The sequence below is a fragment of the Henriciella mobilis genome (assembly GCF_003576315.1).
GTDB classification, from domain to species: domain Bacteria; phylum Pseudomonadota; class Alphaproteobacteria; order Caulobacterales; family Hyphomonadaceae; genus Henriciella; species Henriciella mobilis.
The window spans coordinates 26,831-40,134 of the sequence record NZ_QWFZ01000003.1; the positions used below are offsets into that span (position 1 = coordinate 26,831).

Below are 13,304 nucleotides of genomic sequence, written 5' to 3' on the forward strand. Positions count from 1 at the left end.
GTTTCGCTCCAGGCGATCTTTGAGGGTCTTGCTAGAACTTATTCACGATTTGCCGGATTTCGAGCGAAAAGCCGCAATTCACTGTCTTGAAGCCCATGAGTGCCCCAGCCGGCGTCAGCGTGCGCGCTTCATCCGCTCGAGCATGCCGGAAACGGGCACGACGTCTGCGCCCGACGCCTCGATGGCATCCAGCAGCTGCTCGAAAGCCCGCGGCGTGCAGCCCCAGCGGCTTGGATTGTCGGCGATATCGTGGGTGAAGATGATCAGCCAGTCGCGATCGCCCTTCATGCTGGCAAGCTGGTCCAGCGCGAGCGCCGTGCCGCCATTATGGTCTTCGATGCCGGTCGCCTTGAGCAGGCCGAGATCGGCGGCGTCATTGTGAACGCCGGGGCGCACACCGCGCAGGGCCGGCATCCGCCGCATCAGGAGACGCTTGGCCGAGACATCCAGACGGCCATAGGGAAAGGCAAAGCTCTTCGCGCGCGGCAGGTGGTGCTTGCGGAAGAAGGCGTGGTTGCGGCCAAGGTCGCGCAGCACTGCCTCGTCGCTCGCTGGCGCGCAGTCCATATGGCTGAACGTATGGCAGCCAATATCGTGCTTCTCGCGCTTGAGGCGCTGCAGGTCGCCCGCGTCGAACATGCGTCCGTGAATGTGATGGTCTGTGCCCATCATGCCGCCAGCGGCATACCAGGTCGCCTTCCAGCCGCGGCGGGTCAGCGCCGGCAGAGCCTCGGTCACCGCGGACTTCGGGAAGTCGTCGAAACAGATCGAGACATGGCGTCCACGCGGCAGCAGCCGCTTGTCAGTCGCGACAAACGCGGCGCAGCTTCGCGAATTTTCTGGACCGGCTTTTGTAAATAGTAACCGAGAGCAGTCATATTGCCTCCTGGGGACATGGAGTTGCCCCGGGCCATGCAAGTTCTTCGCCAGTCATGAGAAAAACCGCGACATGTCTGCCGATCGCCGCGCTGTCCGCCGATGACAGGGCCGCCTGGACATCCATGCGCGCGCAGGACGACGCCCTGGCGAGCCCCTACTTCTCGCTCGATTACCTCACGGCGCTGGACAGCGTCTATCCGGGGGTCGAGGTGATCAGGGTCACCGAGGCGGGTGCGCCCCTCGCCTTCCTGCCCTTCCGGCGCGACATGATCGGCACGGGCCGTGCGCCCGATGGCCTGCTCGGGGATCTGCACGGAGTGATCGCAGCGCCGAACACAAGCATCGACCTGCCGGCCACGCTGCGCCAGTGCGGGCTCGGCGGCTATGCCTTCTCTGCGGTTCCCTACCAGCAGGCCCGCCATGGGCTCGCCGGCGCCGCAGGCGAAGGCAATCAGGTCATGGACCTCACCGGCGGGTATGCAGGCTATCTTGCCGAACGCTACGAGGCCAGCAGCTCATTCCGCCGCACCCACCGCAAGATCGAGAAACTGCTCGACAGCGGTGAGGTTCAGATCACCCATGACACGTTCGACGAAACCGCCTTCCGCCGGCTGATCGAGCTGAAGCAGGACGGCTATGCCAGCGCCGGACATTTCGACGTGTTCTCGCTCGGCTGGCCCGAAGCGCTGCTGCGCCGGCTCGCCGGATCGTCCACCGGCGATGTGAGCGGCGTCTTCTCGATCATGAAAATCGGCGGAGACTTCGCTGCGGCCTGCTTCTGCATGCGATCGCAATCGGTGCTCCACTACTGGTTCCCCGGTTATGAAAAAGCCTTCTCGGAGAGCAAGCCGGGCCATGCCATGCTGTTCAGCCTCGCCGAGTGGGCCGCAAGCCAGGGCATTCGCGAGTTTCATCTCGGCCTCGGCAATGTGCAGTACAAACGGCAGATGGCCAGCTACGCAGCCCCAGTGCGTGCCGGGGCGGTTGCTGTCGGCGCACCGCAGAAACTGGTCGCCGGCTTTCACGCCTGGAGCAGCCGTCGCGAAGCCCGCCGGCAGCGGCTTGGCCCGCTGTCGGCAAAGCTGGCGAGAAAGCTGGAGCGGGTCTCCATCGTAGGCCGTCTCGGCGCCTGAGACATTCTGTCCCGCAATCGCGTGACTTTCCGGCACGGCAAGTGTCTTTTGTTAACCAAATATCGAAGGTCTTCACTCATAAGCTCAAGCTATTGATTTTTCGGGGCGGAGACTTGGTCATGGACGCGAAAAGCAAAAAGGCTGTGGGGGCCGGAGAGGAGACGGGCGTACGCAAGTCTCACAAGGACGTATACGATCTGGCCGGTCAGGCCTTCCAGATGATAGACCGGTACGAAACACCGCCCTATCCCAGCACCTACGCCCTCTGGTACGCTTATGTCTCGCGCTCGAACGAGAAACTGGTCTCGACCGTCGAGGAGATGCTGGAGCGCGGCGGCGCTCTCAGCGCCTACGAAATCGACGAGGTCTGCAAGACTCACCTGTCGGACTCCGACGCACAGGCTGCGCAGCAGAATATCGGCCGGCAATTCGAGACGCAGCTCTCCGCCGTGCTCACCATGATCCAGAAGAGCGTCAGCGACAATGAGAGCTTCGCCGAAGTCCTCGACAAGATCGAGGAAGACCTGCCGCAATCGGTCACGGCCGACCATATCGACACCATCCTTCAAAGCCTGATGGTGGAAAACCGCCGGATGGCCGAACAGAGCCAGGCGCTGAATGACGGCCTTCGCCAGTCGCAGCGCCAGATCGAACAGCTCAACCGGGAGCTTGAGGAAGTCCGCAGCCAAAGCATGCGCGACCCGCTGACCGGTATCGCCAATCGCAGGGCCTTCGATGCCCGCCTCGCCGCGGAACTGAATTCAAGTTCGGAGGATAACAGCCAGCTTTGCCTGGCGCTGGCCGACATCGACCACTTCAAGAAAGTGAACGATACTTACGGCCACAGGGTGGGCGATGAAGTGCTGAAAGTCTTCGCCACGATCGTCAGCGAAAACATCAAGGGCCAGGACATGGTTGCGCGCTATGGCGGTGAGGAATTCGCCATCATCCTGCCGCGCACCGATGTACGCAGCGCCTTCAACCTGATCGACAAGATCCGCCAGCAATTCGCCAAGACGAACCTGATCTTCAAACAGTCCCGCCAGGGGCTCGGCCAGATCACCTGTTCCTTCGGCATTGCGAGCTACCGTCCGGGTGTCGATGCCAAGACCTTTGTCGAGCAGGCTGACCGCAAGCTCTATCTCGCCAAGGACCTTGGCCGGAACCAGGTCCAGGCTGACGGCCTCACACAGGCTGCGGCCTAGGCCGGGGGCTTAACCGGAGGCGAGCTGGCCTTCGGAATGGATTGCCTTCTTCAGCGCCTCGCGCGCCTCCTGCAGCGCCTGTTTCTTGCGCCCGATCACCTCACGCACCGCATCGGCCTGCTTCTTCAGGAAGGCCGCGCGGCCAAATTTCATGGCCAGCACGAAATCGGCATAATCGCCCTGTCCAGGATCCAGCGCGGACATCTCGGCTTCAAGTGCCGCCAGCCGGCGCTCCTCGGCGCGCAGTTCGGCGATGGCGAGTGCATGAACCTGCTCGGCCCGCTGGCGTTTCAGCGACACCAGCTTCTTCAGCGTCCTGTCAGCCTGGGGCCCGGCCATGCTCACAAATGCTCCTTGAGGCGTTCGGCGAAGCTGATCGCGGCGGCGACGGCGGCGAAGTGTTCAGGATGGATTTCCTCGTCAATCTCGACAAGGCGGTAGATCGAGCGTGTCGCGGGCGGATCGCGGTGGATCGGGATGTTGTTGTCCAGCGCGATCTCGCGGATCTTGGCGGCGAGATGGTCGACGCCCTTGGCGACACAGATCGGCGCGCGGCTGTCGTCCGGGTCCCATTTCAGAGCAACGGCATAGTGTTCCGGGTTGACCATGACGACCGTGGCATCCTTCACATTGCCGAGCATCTCGCTGCGGGAGATCTTGGTCGCCTTCTCGCGGCGCTGCTGCTTGAGCTGCGGGTCGCCTTCGGACTGCTTGACCTCCTTCTTGATTTCTTCGCGGGTCATTTTCAGCCGGTTGGCATGGAGCTGCTTCTGGAGCGGCAGGTCGATAGCGGCGAGCACGAAATAGAACGCGGCAAACAGGGTGAAGAGCAGCATCACCTGCGCGAAGGTGAACTCGAACATCTGGCCCTTCTGCACGGCGCTTGAGCCGTAATAGCTCTGCACGAAATGCCAGAGGAAGATGGCCGCGATCAGTCCCGCGAACAGCATCTTCGCGGTGTCCTTGAGGAAGTCGAGCAGGCCCTTGGGGCCGTATTTCTTCTTCAGGTTCTCGGCGGGCATCAGCTTCTTCATATCCGGCTTGATCTTCTTGGCCGAGAAGGCAATCGCCCGCTGTACGACAAGCGCGGCAAGAATGAAGGCGAAGACCAGGATGAAAAGCGGCGCGAAGCTCATCAGCACGCCGATGAGCCAGCCCTGCGCAGCCTGTCCGCCGCCAGCGAAAATGTCATTGGAGTAGCTGTCGGCATGATAGAACAGCGATGACATCTTGGAGAAGGCATCATTGGCGAAGGTCGCGCTGTAGGCGAAGGCTGCCAGGATGATCCCGGCGAGCAGCGCGAAGGCATTGGCCTCCTTGGACTGCGGCACATCCCCTTCCCGGCGCGCCTCGCGCAGGCGCTGCTCGGTGGCCTCAAACTCCTTTTCACCGCTCTGTTCGTTGTCTTCGGCCATCGCCTCCCCCTACAGCCAGCCGACAAGTCCGGGCACACGTTCCATCCAGACCGTGAGCATGGTGACAAGCGAGATTGTGAGCAGGATGAGACCCGCCCCGATCATGAAGGGCGCGCCGACAAAGGCGACCATCAGCGAAGGCAGCGCCTTGTTTATGAAGCCCAGGCAGATGTTGTATAGCAGGTTGATCGCAACGAATGGCCAGGCGAGCAGGATCGCGAAATTGAACGCGTTGAAGCTGCTGTTGATGAGGAATGTCACGTCGATCCCGGACAGCGCCCCGGCCGGTATCTCGGCATACATCTCGGCCAGCCTCGCAAACACGCTGAGATGGTAGTCGGCCGACAGCAGCAGCGCCGTCCCGGCCATGGACAGCATGTTGGCGGTCAGCGTCTGCGCCTCGGTCTCCAGCGCGATGCCCAGCATCTGCGACAGGCCGATGACCTGCGCGATGATGGTCCCGGCAATTGACAGCATCCAGATCGACAGGCGCAGCGCGACCCCGAGGAAGAGGCCGATAATGGCTTCGCTGAACAGCAGGCTGAAATAGTCCGAAAAGCCGTCCAGCTGCGGGCGCGGGATAACACCGGCAGCGGCAAAGGCGGTCGATATGGCCAGCAGCACAGCCACGCGCGCCCGCATCGGCACGACCTGCTCGCCAATGCCCGGCATCAGGAAGACAACAAAGCCCAGCCGCGCGACGATCGTCATGAAAAGCGCGATCCAGGCGGTGAATTCAGCGGTGAGATAGCCGCTATCTGGCATCAGACCACGCCGACAATGTACGGCTTGCTCTTCGACCCGATCTCTTCATAGGCGAGCACCGAATTGCGGATGCCCTTGCTGGCCAGCACGGTCTGCAGGAAGCGGCGCCGGCGCGAGGAGGTCGCGACCGCAGCGACGACGCCCTTCTGCGCGGCTTCGTTGAGCTTGGACTGCACCGAATTGGTCAGCTCACCGAACAGTTCCGGCGGCAGGGCGATGTCGGAATGGCCGTCATCGCGGTTGATCTCATGCTCGGCAAAGCGCTGCTCCCAGTTGGCGCCGAGCTGCAGCAGCGGCAGGCGCCCCTGCGTGTCCTGCAGGCGGTCGACGATCTGGAAGCCAAGGCGCTGGCGGACCATCTCCACGATGCGCTGGGGATTGTTCGACTGCGATTTTACCTCGGCCACGGTCTCGATGATCAGGAACAGGTTGCGGATGGCGACGCGCTCCTCGAGCAGAAGGCGCAGCACGCTGAGCAGGAGTTCCGGCGAGACCTTGCCCGGGATGTATTCGTCGAGGAAGCGCTGGTTGGCGGCGGCGCGCTCGCTGTCGCTGATCCGGGTCAGCGCGTCGAGCGTGTCGAGCATCACCATACGGGTGAAGACCAGCGAGAAATTGTTCTGGATGACTTCCAGCATGTGCGTGGCGAGCACTTCGGTCGCCTCGATGGCGGGCACACCGGCGGCGGCCAGTTCCTGCTTCTTGCTGTTGGGCAGCCAGCGGGCATCGGCCTTGTAGACCGGCTCCTTCACCTTCTCGCCGGAGAGATGCGGCAGCTGGCTGTCTTCCATCAGCGCCAGCACCGAGCCGGGGCGCAGCGTACCGCCATCGACCTTCACCCCCTGGATGCGGATCCGGTAGTCGTTCTTCTTCAGCGTCGGATTGTCTGTCATGCGGATCGAGGGCAGGACGAAGCCATATTCCTCGGCGATATAGCGGCGGATCTTCTCGATCCGGCTCTCGAAGCCGCCGGCCCCCTGCAGGGCCATGCTGACCAGGTCCGGGGCGACTTCCAGGTGGATTTCATCGGCATAGATGGCATCGCCGATCTGGGCAGCCTTGGGTGTTTCGGCCTCTTCCGGCTCTTCGGCTTCATTGGCCTTGGCGTCGGCATGCTGGCGGATCATCCAGGACGCCGCACCAAACCCGCCGGCGGCGAGCATGAAAGGCACAAAGGGCAGGCCAGGCAGCAGGGCGAAGGCCGCCAGGATGCCCGCAACGATCATCAGCGCCGTCGCATTACCGGCGAGCTGCTTGCCGAGCGCCTCGTCGATCGCGCCATCGTCGCGGCCCTTGGACAGCAGCATCGCGGCCGACACCGAAACGATCACCGACGGGATCTGCGAGACCAGGCCGTCACCGACGGTCAGGATGGAATAGTTGTTCAGCGCCTCGGTGAAGGAGAGCTGGTGGCTGAACATGCCGAAGCCGATCCCGGCCACAAGGTTCAGCGCGGTGATCAGCAGACCCGCAATCGCGTCACCCTTCACGAATTTCGACGCACCGTCCAGCGAGCCGAGGAAGGCGGCTTCTTCCTGTTCCTTCTGGCGGCGCTGCTTGGCTTCTTCGTGGCTGATCGCGCCGACGGCAAGGTCACTGTCGATGGCGAGCTGTTTGCCGGGCATCGCGTCGAGGGCAAAGCGCGCCCCGACTTCCGCCATCCGGCCTGCACCCTTGGTAATGACCATGAAGTTCACGATCACCAGCACGCCGAACACGACGAGGCCGACAAACAGATTGCCGCCCATGATGAACATGGCGAAGCCCTCGATGACCCCGCCGGCCGCATCGGTGCCGGTATGGCCTTCGCTGATGATCAGCTTGGTCGATGACACGTTGAGCGCCAGCCTCAGGATCAGCGAGGCCAGCAGCACGCTGGGAAAGGATGAGAAGTCGAGCGGCTTCTCGATGAAGATCGAGGTCGTGAAGATCAGGATGGCGAAGGCGAAGGATATGGTCAGGCCGATATCCATGACCCAGGCCGGAACGGGCAGCACCATCACCAGGATGATCAGCATCAGGCCGATGGCGAGAAACGCGGTCGGCTTTGACAGATCAAAGAGTTTGCTCTTCGGCATGGTGCGCCCTTGGCCCTAGCTGCCGACCAGCGGCAGGATGGAATTGTTGAACAGGTCGAGCGCGATGCGCGTCATGTAGCCGAGCGTCAGGAACAGGACGACGACCACCGCGAAGATCTTCGGCACGAAGGTCAGCGTCATTTCCTGGATCGAGGTCAGCGCCTGCAACAGGCCGACCACGAAACCGAGCACCAGCGTGACCGACAGGATCGGCAGGCTCATCAGCACCGCCGCCCAGAGCGCACTCCTGAGAACCTCGAAGATGGCAAGTTCAGTCATGCCGCCCCGTCAGACCGGCATCCGCAGGAGTTCCTGATAGGCCTCGACCACCTTGTCGCGGATCGTCACCGCGGCATCGAGGACAAGTTCGGCATTCGCCAGGGCTTCCACCATGGCGTGCGGATCGGCGCCGGAGACGGCCGTATCGATGGCCGCCTTCTCGGCGCCCTGCACGGCGTCCTTGAAGTTGGCGAAGGTCTCGGCGACCTCGTTCTTTCCGGCGTCCTGCTGCGGCGCGGCCGCTTTGGTCTGCGCCGATTTGACGGAATTCAGTGCGGCGTAAGCACTGAAACTGACATCAGCCATCTAGCCCTCCTAGCGTCTGAGAATGTCGAGCAGGGAGCGGTACATCGACCGGGCCTGCTGGAATGAGTTGAGGTTGGCCTCATAGCTGCGGTTGGCTTCGCGCATGTCGGCCATTTCGGTGACGACCTGGACGTTGGACATCTCGATATATCCATTCTCGTCGGCCATCGGGTGGGTCGGGTCGAGGCGGGTTTCGCCCTCGGACTGGTCAAGTTCGACACGCGCGGCCCGGAAGGCGTCGGCGCCGGTCGAAAGCTCGTCGAGGACGAGGAATTTCCGCTTGTAGCCGGGCGTATCCACGTTCGAGATGTTCTGCGAGGTCACATCGAGACGCTTGGTCTGCAGGTCCATGCCGGCGAGCGCCTGCATCATTGTAGCCCTGAGTGGATTCATGGTTCAGCCCTCTCTAGATCTTCCGGCCGAGCGCGGCGCGCAGCAGGTCGAGTGACTTGGTGTAAACGGTCAGCGCAAGCTCGTGCTGGCCGACGGCGTCGACAGCCTTGAACACTTCCTGCTCGATATTCACGGTGTTGCCGTTGGGCGATGCGCCGGTCTCGACGTCGAACGTCTTGAACCGGGTCGCCTCGCCGCCCGCAGCCTCGGTCGAGCTGGTGCGCGTGAGATAATCCTGGAAGGATTCAATCTCGCTCGCCTTGTAGCCGGGCTCGTCGGCATGCGCGATGTTCGTCGCCGCCACTTTCTGGCTTTCGGCGGAGTGCCGGGCCATTGCGCTGTAGACTTTGAAGATGTCGAGATTCGAAATCACGGCCGGAATCATCCTGGTTAACTGTTTGGAAAAACTGCCTGTCTAATTTGAACAAAAAGTTAATGAATCTGCGGGATTTGTTTACGTGTTGCATTTGACGTCACAGACCAGAGACAGCCTGTTCCAGCTTTGGGGGACAGTAACGGACGTGTCGCCGGGCATCATCCGCATTGCGGGCATCAGCCAGTCGGCGGGCATCGGCAATGAAGTGTCGCTGATGACGCCGGACGGGCCGGTGCATGGCGAAATCCTGAATGTAAGCGACAATCGGGCAACCGCCCTGCTTTTTCGCGATTCAGATGCGATCCGCATCGGTGACCGGGTCAATATCGAGCGCGATGCGCGGGTCACGCCGGGCGATCACTGGCTTGGACGGATCGTCAATTATCGCGGCGAAGTGGTCGGCGACGACCAGCCCCTGCCCCCGCCCGGCCTGAAGAGCCGGCGCCTGCATGCCGCCGCACCGTCCGCCCATGCGCGAAAGGGCCTTGGCGAGCGCCTGAATACGGGCTGGATGATCACCGATACCGTGCTTCCGATCTGCCGCGGCCAGCGGCTCGGCCTGTTTGCCGGCTCCGGCATCGGCAAGTCGACCTTCCTGGGCGGGCTCGCTTGCGGGCTGCAGGCTGACCGGGTCGTCGTCGGCCTGATCGGCGAGCGCTCACGCGAGGTCGGCGAGTTCTTCAACCGCACGCTCACCCCCGAGGCGCGCGAGCGCACCGTGATTGTCGCGGCGACGGCGAGCGAGCCGCCCGGCGCAAAGAAACGCGCCGCCTATTGCGCCATGGCGGCGGCCGAACATTTCCGCGACGAAGGCCACCAGGTCCTGCTGCTGTTCGACTCGATCACGCGCTTTGCCGAAGCCCATCGCGAGACCGCGCTGACGGCCGGCGAAACGCCTGCACTCAACGCCTTCCCGCCATCGACGGTGCGCACCATCGCCGAGCTGGCCGAACGGGCCGGCCCCGGCACGGATGCGCAGGGCGACATCACGGCGATCTTTTCGGTGCTGGTGGCGGGCTCCGACATGGAAGAGCCGGTCGCGGACATGGTGCGCGGCATCCTCGACGGGCACATCATCATGGACCGGCGCATCGCCGACCGCGGCCGCTACCCGGCCATCGACATATTGCGCAGCGTGTCGCGCTCCCTGCCGGGCGCGGCGACGGACGATGAGAATGCCCTGCTGCGCGACTACAGGCGCTACCTGTCGCTCTATGAGGAGATCGCGCCGATGCTGCGGGCCAATCTCTATGAACGCGGCCACGATGCGCAGGGCGACCGCGCCATCGATCTCTTTCCGCATCTCGACGGCTTCGTTTCGCTGAAGAATGACGGCGACATCCCGCTCGCCTTCGACCTGATGAAGAGCCTGCTGAACGCCGGAAAGCCGGAGCCTGCGCCTAGCGGATCAGGCTCAGAAACAGGTTCTCACTCGCCTGGGCGCCAAATCCTGACCCGCCCAGGAGGGTAAGGGCCGCATAGCCCGGCGTCGTCGCTGACGGACCGTTATTGATGGATTCCATGGCGTGGAAGCGCTGGATGACCTTGTCGATCTTTTCCGGCTCGGCCAGCTGCGAGACATCGGTGATGCCGATCTTCGACTGCAGCTGTTCCTTCAGGATCTCCGCCTGCCGGTCGATATCTAGCTTGGTGAAATCCTTGGGCAGGCCGAGCGCGGTTTCCATCACCGTGCGCATCGGCACATTGCCGAGCAGGCGGTAGAGCTTCGATTGCTCGCTGGAGGAGGTCCCGGCGATGCTCTCGATCCTGTTTTCATAGTTCAGGCTGAGGCGCATGCTCTGATTGACCTCGCCGACCGCTTCGCGGAAGGCCGCGCTCTCGAACTGGTCGGCAAGCGCTTCGGATTCATCGCTGGTCAGCGCGAGCTTGGTGCCGAACAGTTTGAAGGCCTTGGAGAAGTTCGTGTAGTCGGGATTGTTCAGCCGCTGCAGGAAGGTGCTGGCCGGGTCGGCCGCCTCTTCCATGACCTTGCGGATGAAGCCGCCCTTCCACTCCTCGCCGCCAAGATCGAACGCCGTCAGCGAGATACGCAGCAGGCGCTTGTCGGACAGGAAGTCCTCCAGTTCAACAGGCTTGGAGAACTTCTCGAGGAAGTAGGAGCGGTCATTGGCGACCGTCGAGCTTTTCGTGAAGCCTTCGAACTGGCGGTCATAGGTTGCCTGCAGCAGCTTCCAGCCGCCGTAACCGGTCAGGGGTATGGCCGGCTGGTACATCGGCCTCAGGCGACCTTGCGGTGCATCATCAGTTCGCTGTGGTGCAGGAGTTCCGCCTCAAGGGCGATGACCTGCTTCAGGTGGCACAGCGCGGAATAGTAGTTGCCGCGGCCGATCATGTCGCAGAGCGACGGGATGAGGCGGGCATCAATCGTCGAGAAGGCGTCTGCCAGCGCGTCGCACTCCTTCTGCAGGGCCGGAAGGACGTTGTCTTCCTTCAGGTCGCCCGTGATGAGGAGCTGGATGGCGTAGTAGACCTGCTTGACGGGCGTATCGACCTCTTCGGGCCTTAGGGCGTCGCGGCAGCGAAGCACGCGCGCATCACCATCGGTGATCCGCAGGCTGCAGGGTTTGTCACCATTTTCGAGCGTGGCGCCGTTGATCACAACGCGTTCACCCGCTGCAAGTTTAAGCACGAGACCGGACATCAGGCTGCATTCTCCTCCTGGGTTGCATTTGCTTGGGCCTCCAGGCCCAGCATGATTGTCTGATTGATATCGACCAGATCGGCGAGCTCATCGGATCCAGCCAGCACGCGATAACTGATGCGGCGAACGGACTCTGCAAGCACGATCAGGCCGCGCTTGAGGTCTTCGTTGAGCTGGTTTTCCGGGCTTGCCAGGTCGGTCGAGAGAACCGTCCAGAGCTGGAGGTTCCGGTCAATGGCATCGGCCCACTCGGAGGGGGCCGGATCGTCAGTCTGTGAAATTTTCTGGAGCGCCTGAGTGATCTCGCTGAACAGGGCGTATTCGACTTGCTTGTCGCTTGCCGTGCGGTTTGTAACTTCGCCGTACGCCTTGTGTGCCAGTTGCTGCATTTCCACTCACTTCGACTCAAAAAGAGACCCGGGCGCCAGAAGCGCCCGGGCCCATTGTCATACTACCGGAAGAGCGACAGGAGCGACTGCGGTGCCGAGTTGGCAATCGACAGCGCCTGCACGCCGAGCTGTTGTTGGACCTGAAGGGCCTGCAGCTTTGCAGAGGCCGCTTCAATGTCGGAGTCCGTCAGGCCGCCGACACCCGAGGTCAGGGAGTCGATCAGGGTCGAAACGAATTCCGATTGGTCAGCGATACGGCTCTGGGCCGAACCGAAAGCAGCGGCCGCGTCGATGGCGGTGTCGAGCAGGCTTTCGATCGAGGTCAGAGCGGACGTTGCGCCGGCGTCGGTCGTGACGTCGATGCTGGACAGGTTGCCGAGGCCGCCTGCGCTGGTGCCGGCCGTACCGCCCGTTGCAGATTCAGCCGTGATGGTCAGCACGCCGCCAGAGTCGTTCTGGACCGTGATGACATCGTCAGCGTAGGACACCGTGTAGTTGCTGTCGCCGGTTGCATCCAGGAAGGTCTGCATCTGGTTGGCGAGGTTGGCAGCAACCGAGTTCGCGCTGTCGGTGGTACCGGCAACGTATTCGAAGGTGCGCTGGCCAACGCTGTTGGTCGTACCGGAGTCGTCAAGGATGACGCGGTAGGAATTGCCGTCAGCGACGCTGGCGATCGTGATGTCCTGGGACGCCGTGTCGGCGACCGTGTCGGACGTACCGGCAGCCGTGCCGCCATTGTTGATGATCGAGGTGTCGGTAACGCCGGTAGAGCCGAAGGTGGCACCGGTTGCCGTGTTCGAGATCGAGAGATCCTGACGGGCGATGTCGATATAGGACGCCGAAACCGTGCCGGAAGACGAACGGTCGAGCGAAGCCAGGATCGAGACGTCAGCCGTGCTGGAACCGTCAACGAGGTTCAGGCCCGAGAACTGGGCAGCGCCGACCACGGACTGGATCTGGGCAACCTTGGCGTCGATGTCGGTCTGGATTTTCGAACGGTCGACGTTCTGTTCCTGAGCGGACACGATCAGCGACTTGACGTCCTGGACGAGGCTCGTGACGGACTCGGCAGCCTTACGGGCAACGCCAACGGTGGACGAGCCGAGGTTCAGCGAGTCGGAAATCTGCTTGAAGCTTTCCACGTCGGTCGACATGACCGTCGAGATGGCCCAGATGGCTGCGTTGTCTTTTGCCGACGCGACTTTCTTGCCGGTCGAGATTTCGGATTGGACAGCCTCGAGATTGCGGTTAATGCCGCGCAGGGTCTCGAGTGCAACCATTGCGCTATTGTTGGTGATAATACTGGACATCAGTTTTTCCTTATTGCCAGCCCGGACACGTTGCCGGCTGAATTGTTTAAACTCATGTCATCCTGACAGCGGGACAGCCCCGGGAACCCTTCTTGGTTCATCGCTGAATAGTTG

At 62.4% G+C, this 13,304-nt stretch carries 16 protein-coding genes; 3 read left to right on the forward strand and 13 right to left on the reverse strand.

The features are described 5' to 3' along the window. Nucleotides 1-114: 114 nt before the first annotated feature. Entirely contained in the window at nt 115-918 is an 804-nt protein-coding gene (locus D1227_RS00125) for a polysaccharide deacetylase family protein (RefSeq protein WP_158586523.1), read from the reverse strand. 14 nt (nt 919-932) lie between these two features. Between D1227_RS00125 and D1227_RS00130 the strand changes: the two genes are divergently transcribed. Continuing rightward, nucleotides 933-2,012: a GNAT family N-acetyltransferase gene (locus D1227_RS00130; RefSeq protein ID WP_119403409.1), complete on the forward strand. Its 1,080-nt coding sequence runs from the start codon at nt 933-935 to the stop codon at nt 2,010-2,012. A 119-nt stretch (nt 2,013-2,131) separates the two neighbouring features. After that, a complete protein-coding gene (locus tag D1227_RS00135) occupies nt 2,132-3,217 on the forward strand; it encodes a GGDEF domain-containing protein (RefSeq protein WP_119377762.1) in 1,086 nt (361 codons plus the stop codon). Nucleotides 3,218-3,226: 9 nt separating this feature from the next. Here D1227_RS00135 and D1227_RS00140 read toward each other — a convergent pair whose 3' ends face one another. The 8 genes from D1227_RS00140 to D1227_RS00175 are packed head-to-tail and all read right to left on the reverse strand — an operon-like array spanning nt 3,227 to nt 8,826. Further along, the gene (locus D1227_RS00140) at nt 3,227-3,556 is read right to left on the reverse strand and encodes a hypothetical protein (protein ID WP_119377763.1); all 330 of its coding nucleotides are present in this window, start codon (nt 3,554-3,556) and stop codon (nt 3,227-3,229) included. 2 nt (nt 3,557-3,558) lie between these two features. Next, nucleotides 3,559-4,632 (reverse strand): EscU/YscU/HrcU family type III secretion system export apparatus switch protein, encoded by a 1,074-nt coding sequence (locus tag D1227_RS00145; RefSeq protein WP_119377764.1) that lies wholly within the window; start codon nt 4,630-4,632, stop codon nt 3,559-3,561. A 9-nt stretch (nt 4,633-4,641) separates the two neighbouring features. Then, on the reverse strand, nt 4,642-5,397 hold the full coding sequence (locus D1227_RS00150; RefSeq protein ID WP_119377765.1) for a flagellar biosynthetic protein FliR: 756 nt from the start codon (nt 5,395-5,397) through the stop codon (nt 4,642-4,644). Then, entirely contained in the window at nt 5,397-7,475 is a 2,079-nt protein-coding gene (locus D1227_RS00155; protein WP_119377766.1) for a flagellar biosynthesis protein FlhA, read from the reverse strand. The genes D1227_RS00150 and D1227_RS00155 overlap by 1 nt, the downstream gene beginning before the upstream one ends. Before the next feature lie 15 nt (nt 7,476-7,490). Beyond that, a complete protein-coding gene (locus tag D1227_RS00160; RefSeq protein WP_119377767.1) occupies nt 7,491-7,754 on the reverse strand; it encodes a flagellar biosynthetic protein FliQ in 264 nt (87 codons plus the stop codon). 9 nt (nt 7,755-7,763) lie between these two features. Continuing rightward, a complete protein-coding gene (locus D1227_RS00165) occupies nt 7,764-8,060 on the reverse strand; it encodes a flagellar hook-basal body complex protein FliE (RefSeq protein WP_119377768.1) in 297 nt (98 codons plus the stop codon). A 9-nt stretch (nt 8,061-8,069) separates the two neighbouring features. Then, nucleotides 8,070-8,453 (reverse strand): flagellar basal body rod C-terminal domain-containing protein, encoded by a 384-nt coding sequence (locus D1227_RS00170; RefSeq protein ID WP_119377769.1) that lies wholly within the window; start codon nt 8,451-8,453, stop codon nt 8,070-8,072. A gap of 13 nt (nt 8,454-8,466) precedes the next feature. Next, on the reverse strand, nt 8,467-8,826 hold the full coding sequence (locus D1227_RS00175) for a FlgB family protein (RefSeq protein WP_233349533.1): 360 nt from the start codon (nt 8,824-8,826) through the stop codon (nt 8,467-8,469). 85 nt (nt 8,827-8,911) lie between these two features. Between D1227_RS00175 and fliI the strand changes: the two genes are divergently transcribed. Then, nucleotides 8,912-10,300 carry a flagellum-specific ATP synthase FliI gene (gene fliI / locus D1227_RS00180; protein WP_119377771.1) on the forward strand — a complete coding sequence of 463 codons (1,389 nt, stop codon included), beginning with the start codon at nt 8,912-8,914 and terminating at the stop codon, nt 10,298-10,300. On the opposite strand, the gene D1227_RS00185 is transcribed toward fliI, so the two are convergent. The 4 genes from D1227_RS00185 to D1227_RS00200 all read right to left on the reverse strand — a co-directional run bounded on the left by D1227_RS00185 (nt 10,230) and on the right by D1227_RS00200 (nt 13,190). Further along, nucleotides 10,230-11,063 (reverse strand): DUF1217 domain-containing protein, encoded by an 834-nt coding sequence (locus tag D1227_RS00185; protein ID WP_119377772.1) that lies wholly within the window; start codon nt 11,061-11,063, stop codon nt 10,230-10,232. The genes fliI and D1227_RS00185 overlap by 71 nt on opposite strands. Before the next feature lie 5 nt (nt 11,064-11,068). Further along, nucleotides 11,069-11,491, reverse strand: coding sequence for a flagellar biosynthesis repressor FlbT (locus tag D1227_RS00190; RefSeq protein WP_119377773.1), 423 nt, complete (start codon nt 11,489-11,491; stop codon nt 11,069-11,071). Then, nucleotides 11,491-11,880 (reverse strand): flagellar biosynthesis regulator FlaF, encoded by a 390-nt coding sequence (gene flaF / locus D1227_RS00195; protein ID WP_119377774.1) that lies wholly within the window; start codon nt 11,878-11,880, stop codon nt 11,491-11,493. The genes D1227_RS00190 and flaF overlap by 1 nt, the downstream gene beginning before the upstream one ends. A 62-nt stretch (nt 11,881-11,942) precedes the next feature. Further along, on the reverse strand, nt 11,943-13,190 hold the full coding sequence (locus D1227_RS00200; RefSeq protein WP_119377775.1) for a flagellin: 1,248 nt from the start codon (nt 13,188-13,190) through the stop codon (nt 11,943-11,945). Nucleotides 13,191-13,304 lie beyond the last annotated feature (114 nt).

Excerpts from the sequence above, each read along its gene's own strand:
- D1227_RS00130 (WP_119403409.1), top strand. The coding sequence starts at position 933 with ATGAGAAAAACCGCGACATGTCTGCCGATCGCCGCGCTGTCCGCCGAT.
- D1227_RS00135 (WP_119377762.1), top strand. The coding sequence starts at position 2,132 with ATGGACGCGAAAAGCAAAAAGGCTGTGGGGGCCGGAGAGGAGACGGGC.
- D1227_RS00140 (WP_119377763.1), bottom strand. The coding sequence starts at position 3,556 with ATGGCCGGGCCCCAGGCTGACAGGACGCTGAAGAAGCTGGTGTCGCTG.
- D1227_RS00145 (WP_119377764.1), bottom strand. The coding sequence starts at position 4,632 with ATGGCCGAAGACAACGAACAGAGCGGTGAAAAGGAGTTTGAGGCCACC.
- D1227_RS00150 (WP_119377765.1), bottom strand. The coding sequence starts at position 5,397 with ATGCCAGATAGCGGCTATCTCACCGCTGAATTCACCGCCTGGATCGCG.
- D1227_RS00155 (WP_119377766.1), bottom strand. The coding sequence starts at position 7,475 with ATGCCGAAGAGCAAACTCTTTGATCTGTCAAAGCCGACCGCGTTTCTC.
- D1227_RS00160 (WP_119377767.1), bottom strand. The coding sequence starts at position 7,754 with ATGACTGAACTTGCCATCTTCGAGGTTCTCAGGAGTGCGCTCTGGGCG.
- D1227_RS00165 (WP_119377768.1), bottom strand. The coding sequence starts at position 8,060 with ATGGCTGATGTCAGTTTCAGTGCTTACGCCGCACTGAATTCCGTCAAA.
- D1227_RS00170 (WP_119377769.1), bottom strand. The coding sequence starts at position 8,453 with ATGAATCCACTCAGGGCTACAATGATGCAGGCGCTCGCCGGCATGGAC.
- D1227_RS00185 (WP_119377772.1), bottom strand. The coding sequence starts at position 11,063 with ATGTACCAGCCGGCCATACCCCTGACCGGTTACGGCGGCTGGAAGCTG.
- D1227_RS00190 (WP_119377773.1), bottom strand. The coding sequence starts at position 11,491 with ATGTCCGGTCTCGTGCTTAAACTTGCAGCGGGTGAACGCGTTGTGATC.
- flaF (WP_119377774.1), bottom strand. The coding sequence starts at position 11,880 with ATGCAGCAACTGGCACACAAGGCGTACGGCGAAGTTACAAACCGCACG.
- D1227_RS00200 (WP_119377775.1), bottom strand. The coding sequence starts at position 13,190 with ATGTCCAGTATTATCACCAACAATAGCGCAATGGTTGCACTCGAGACC.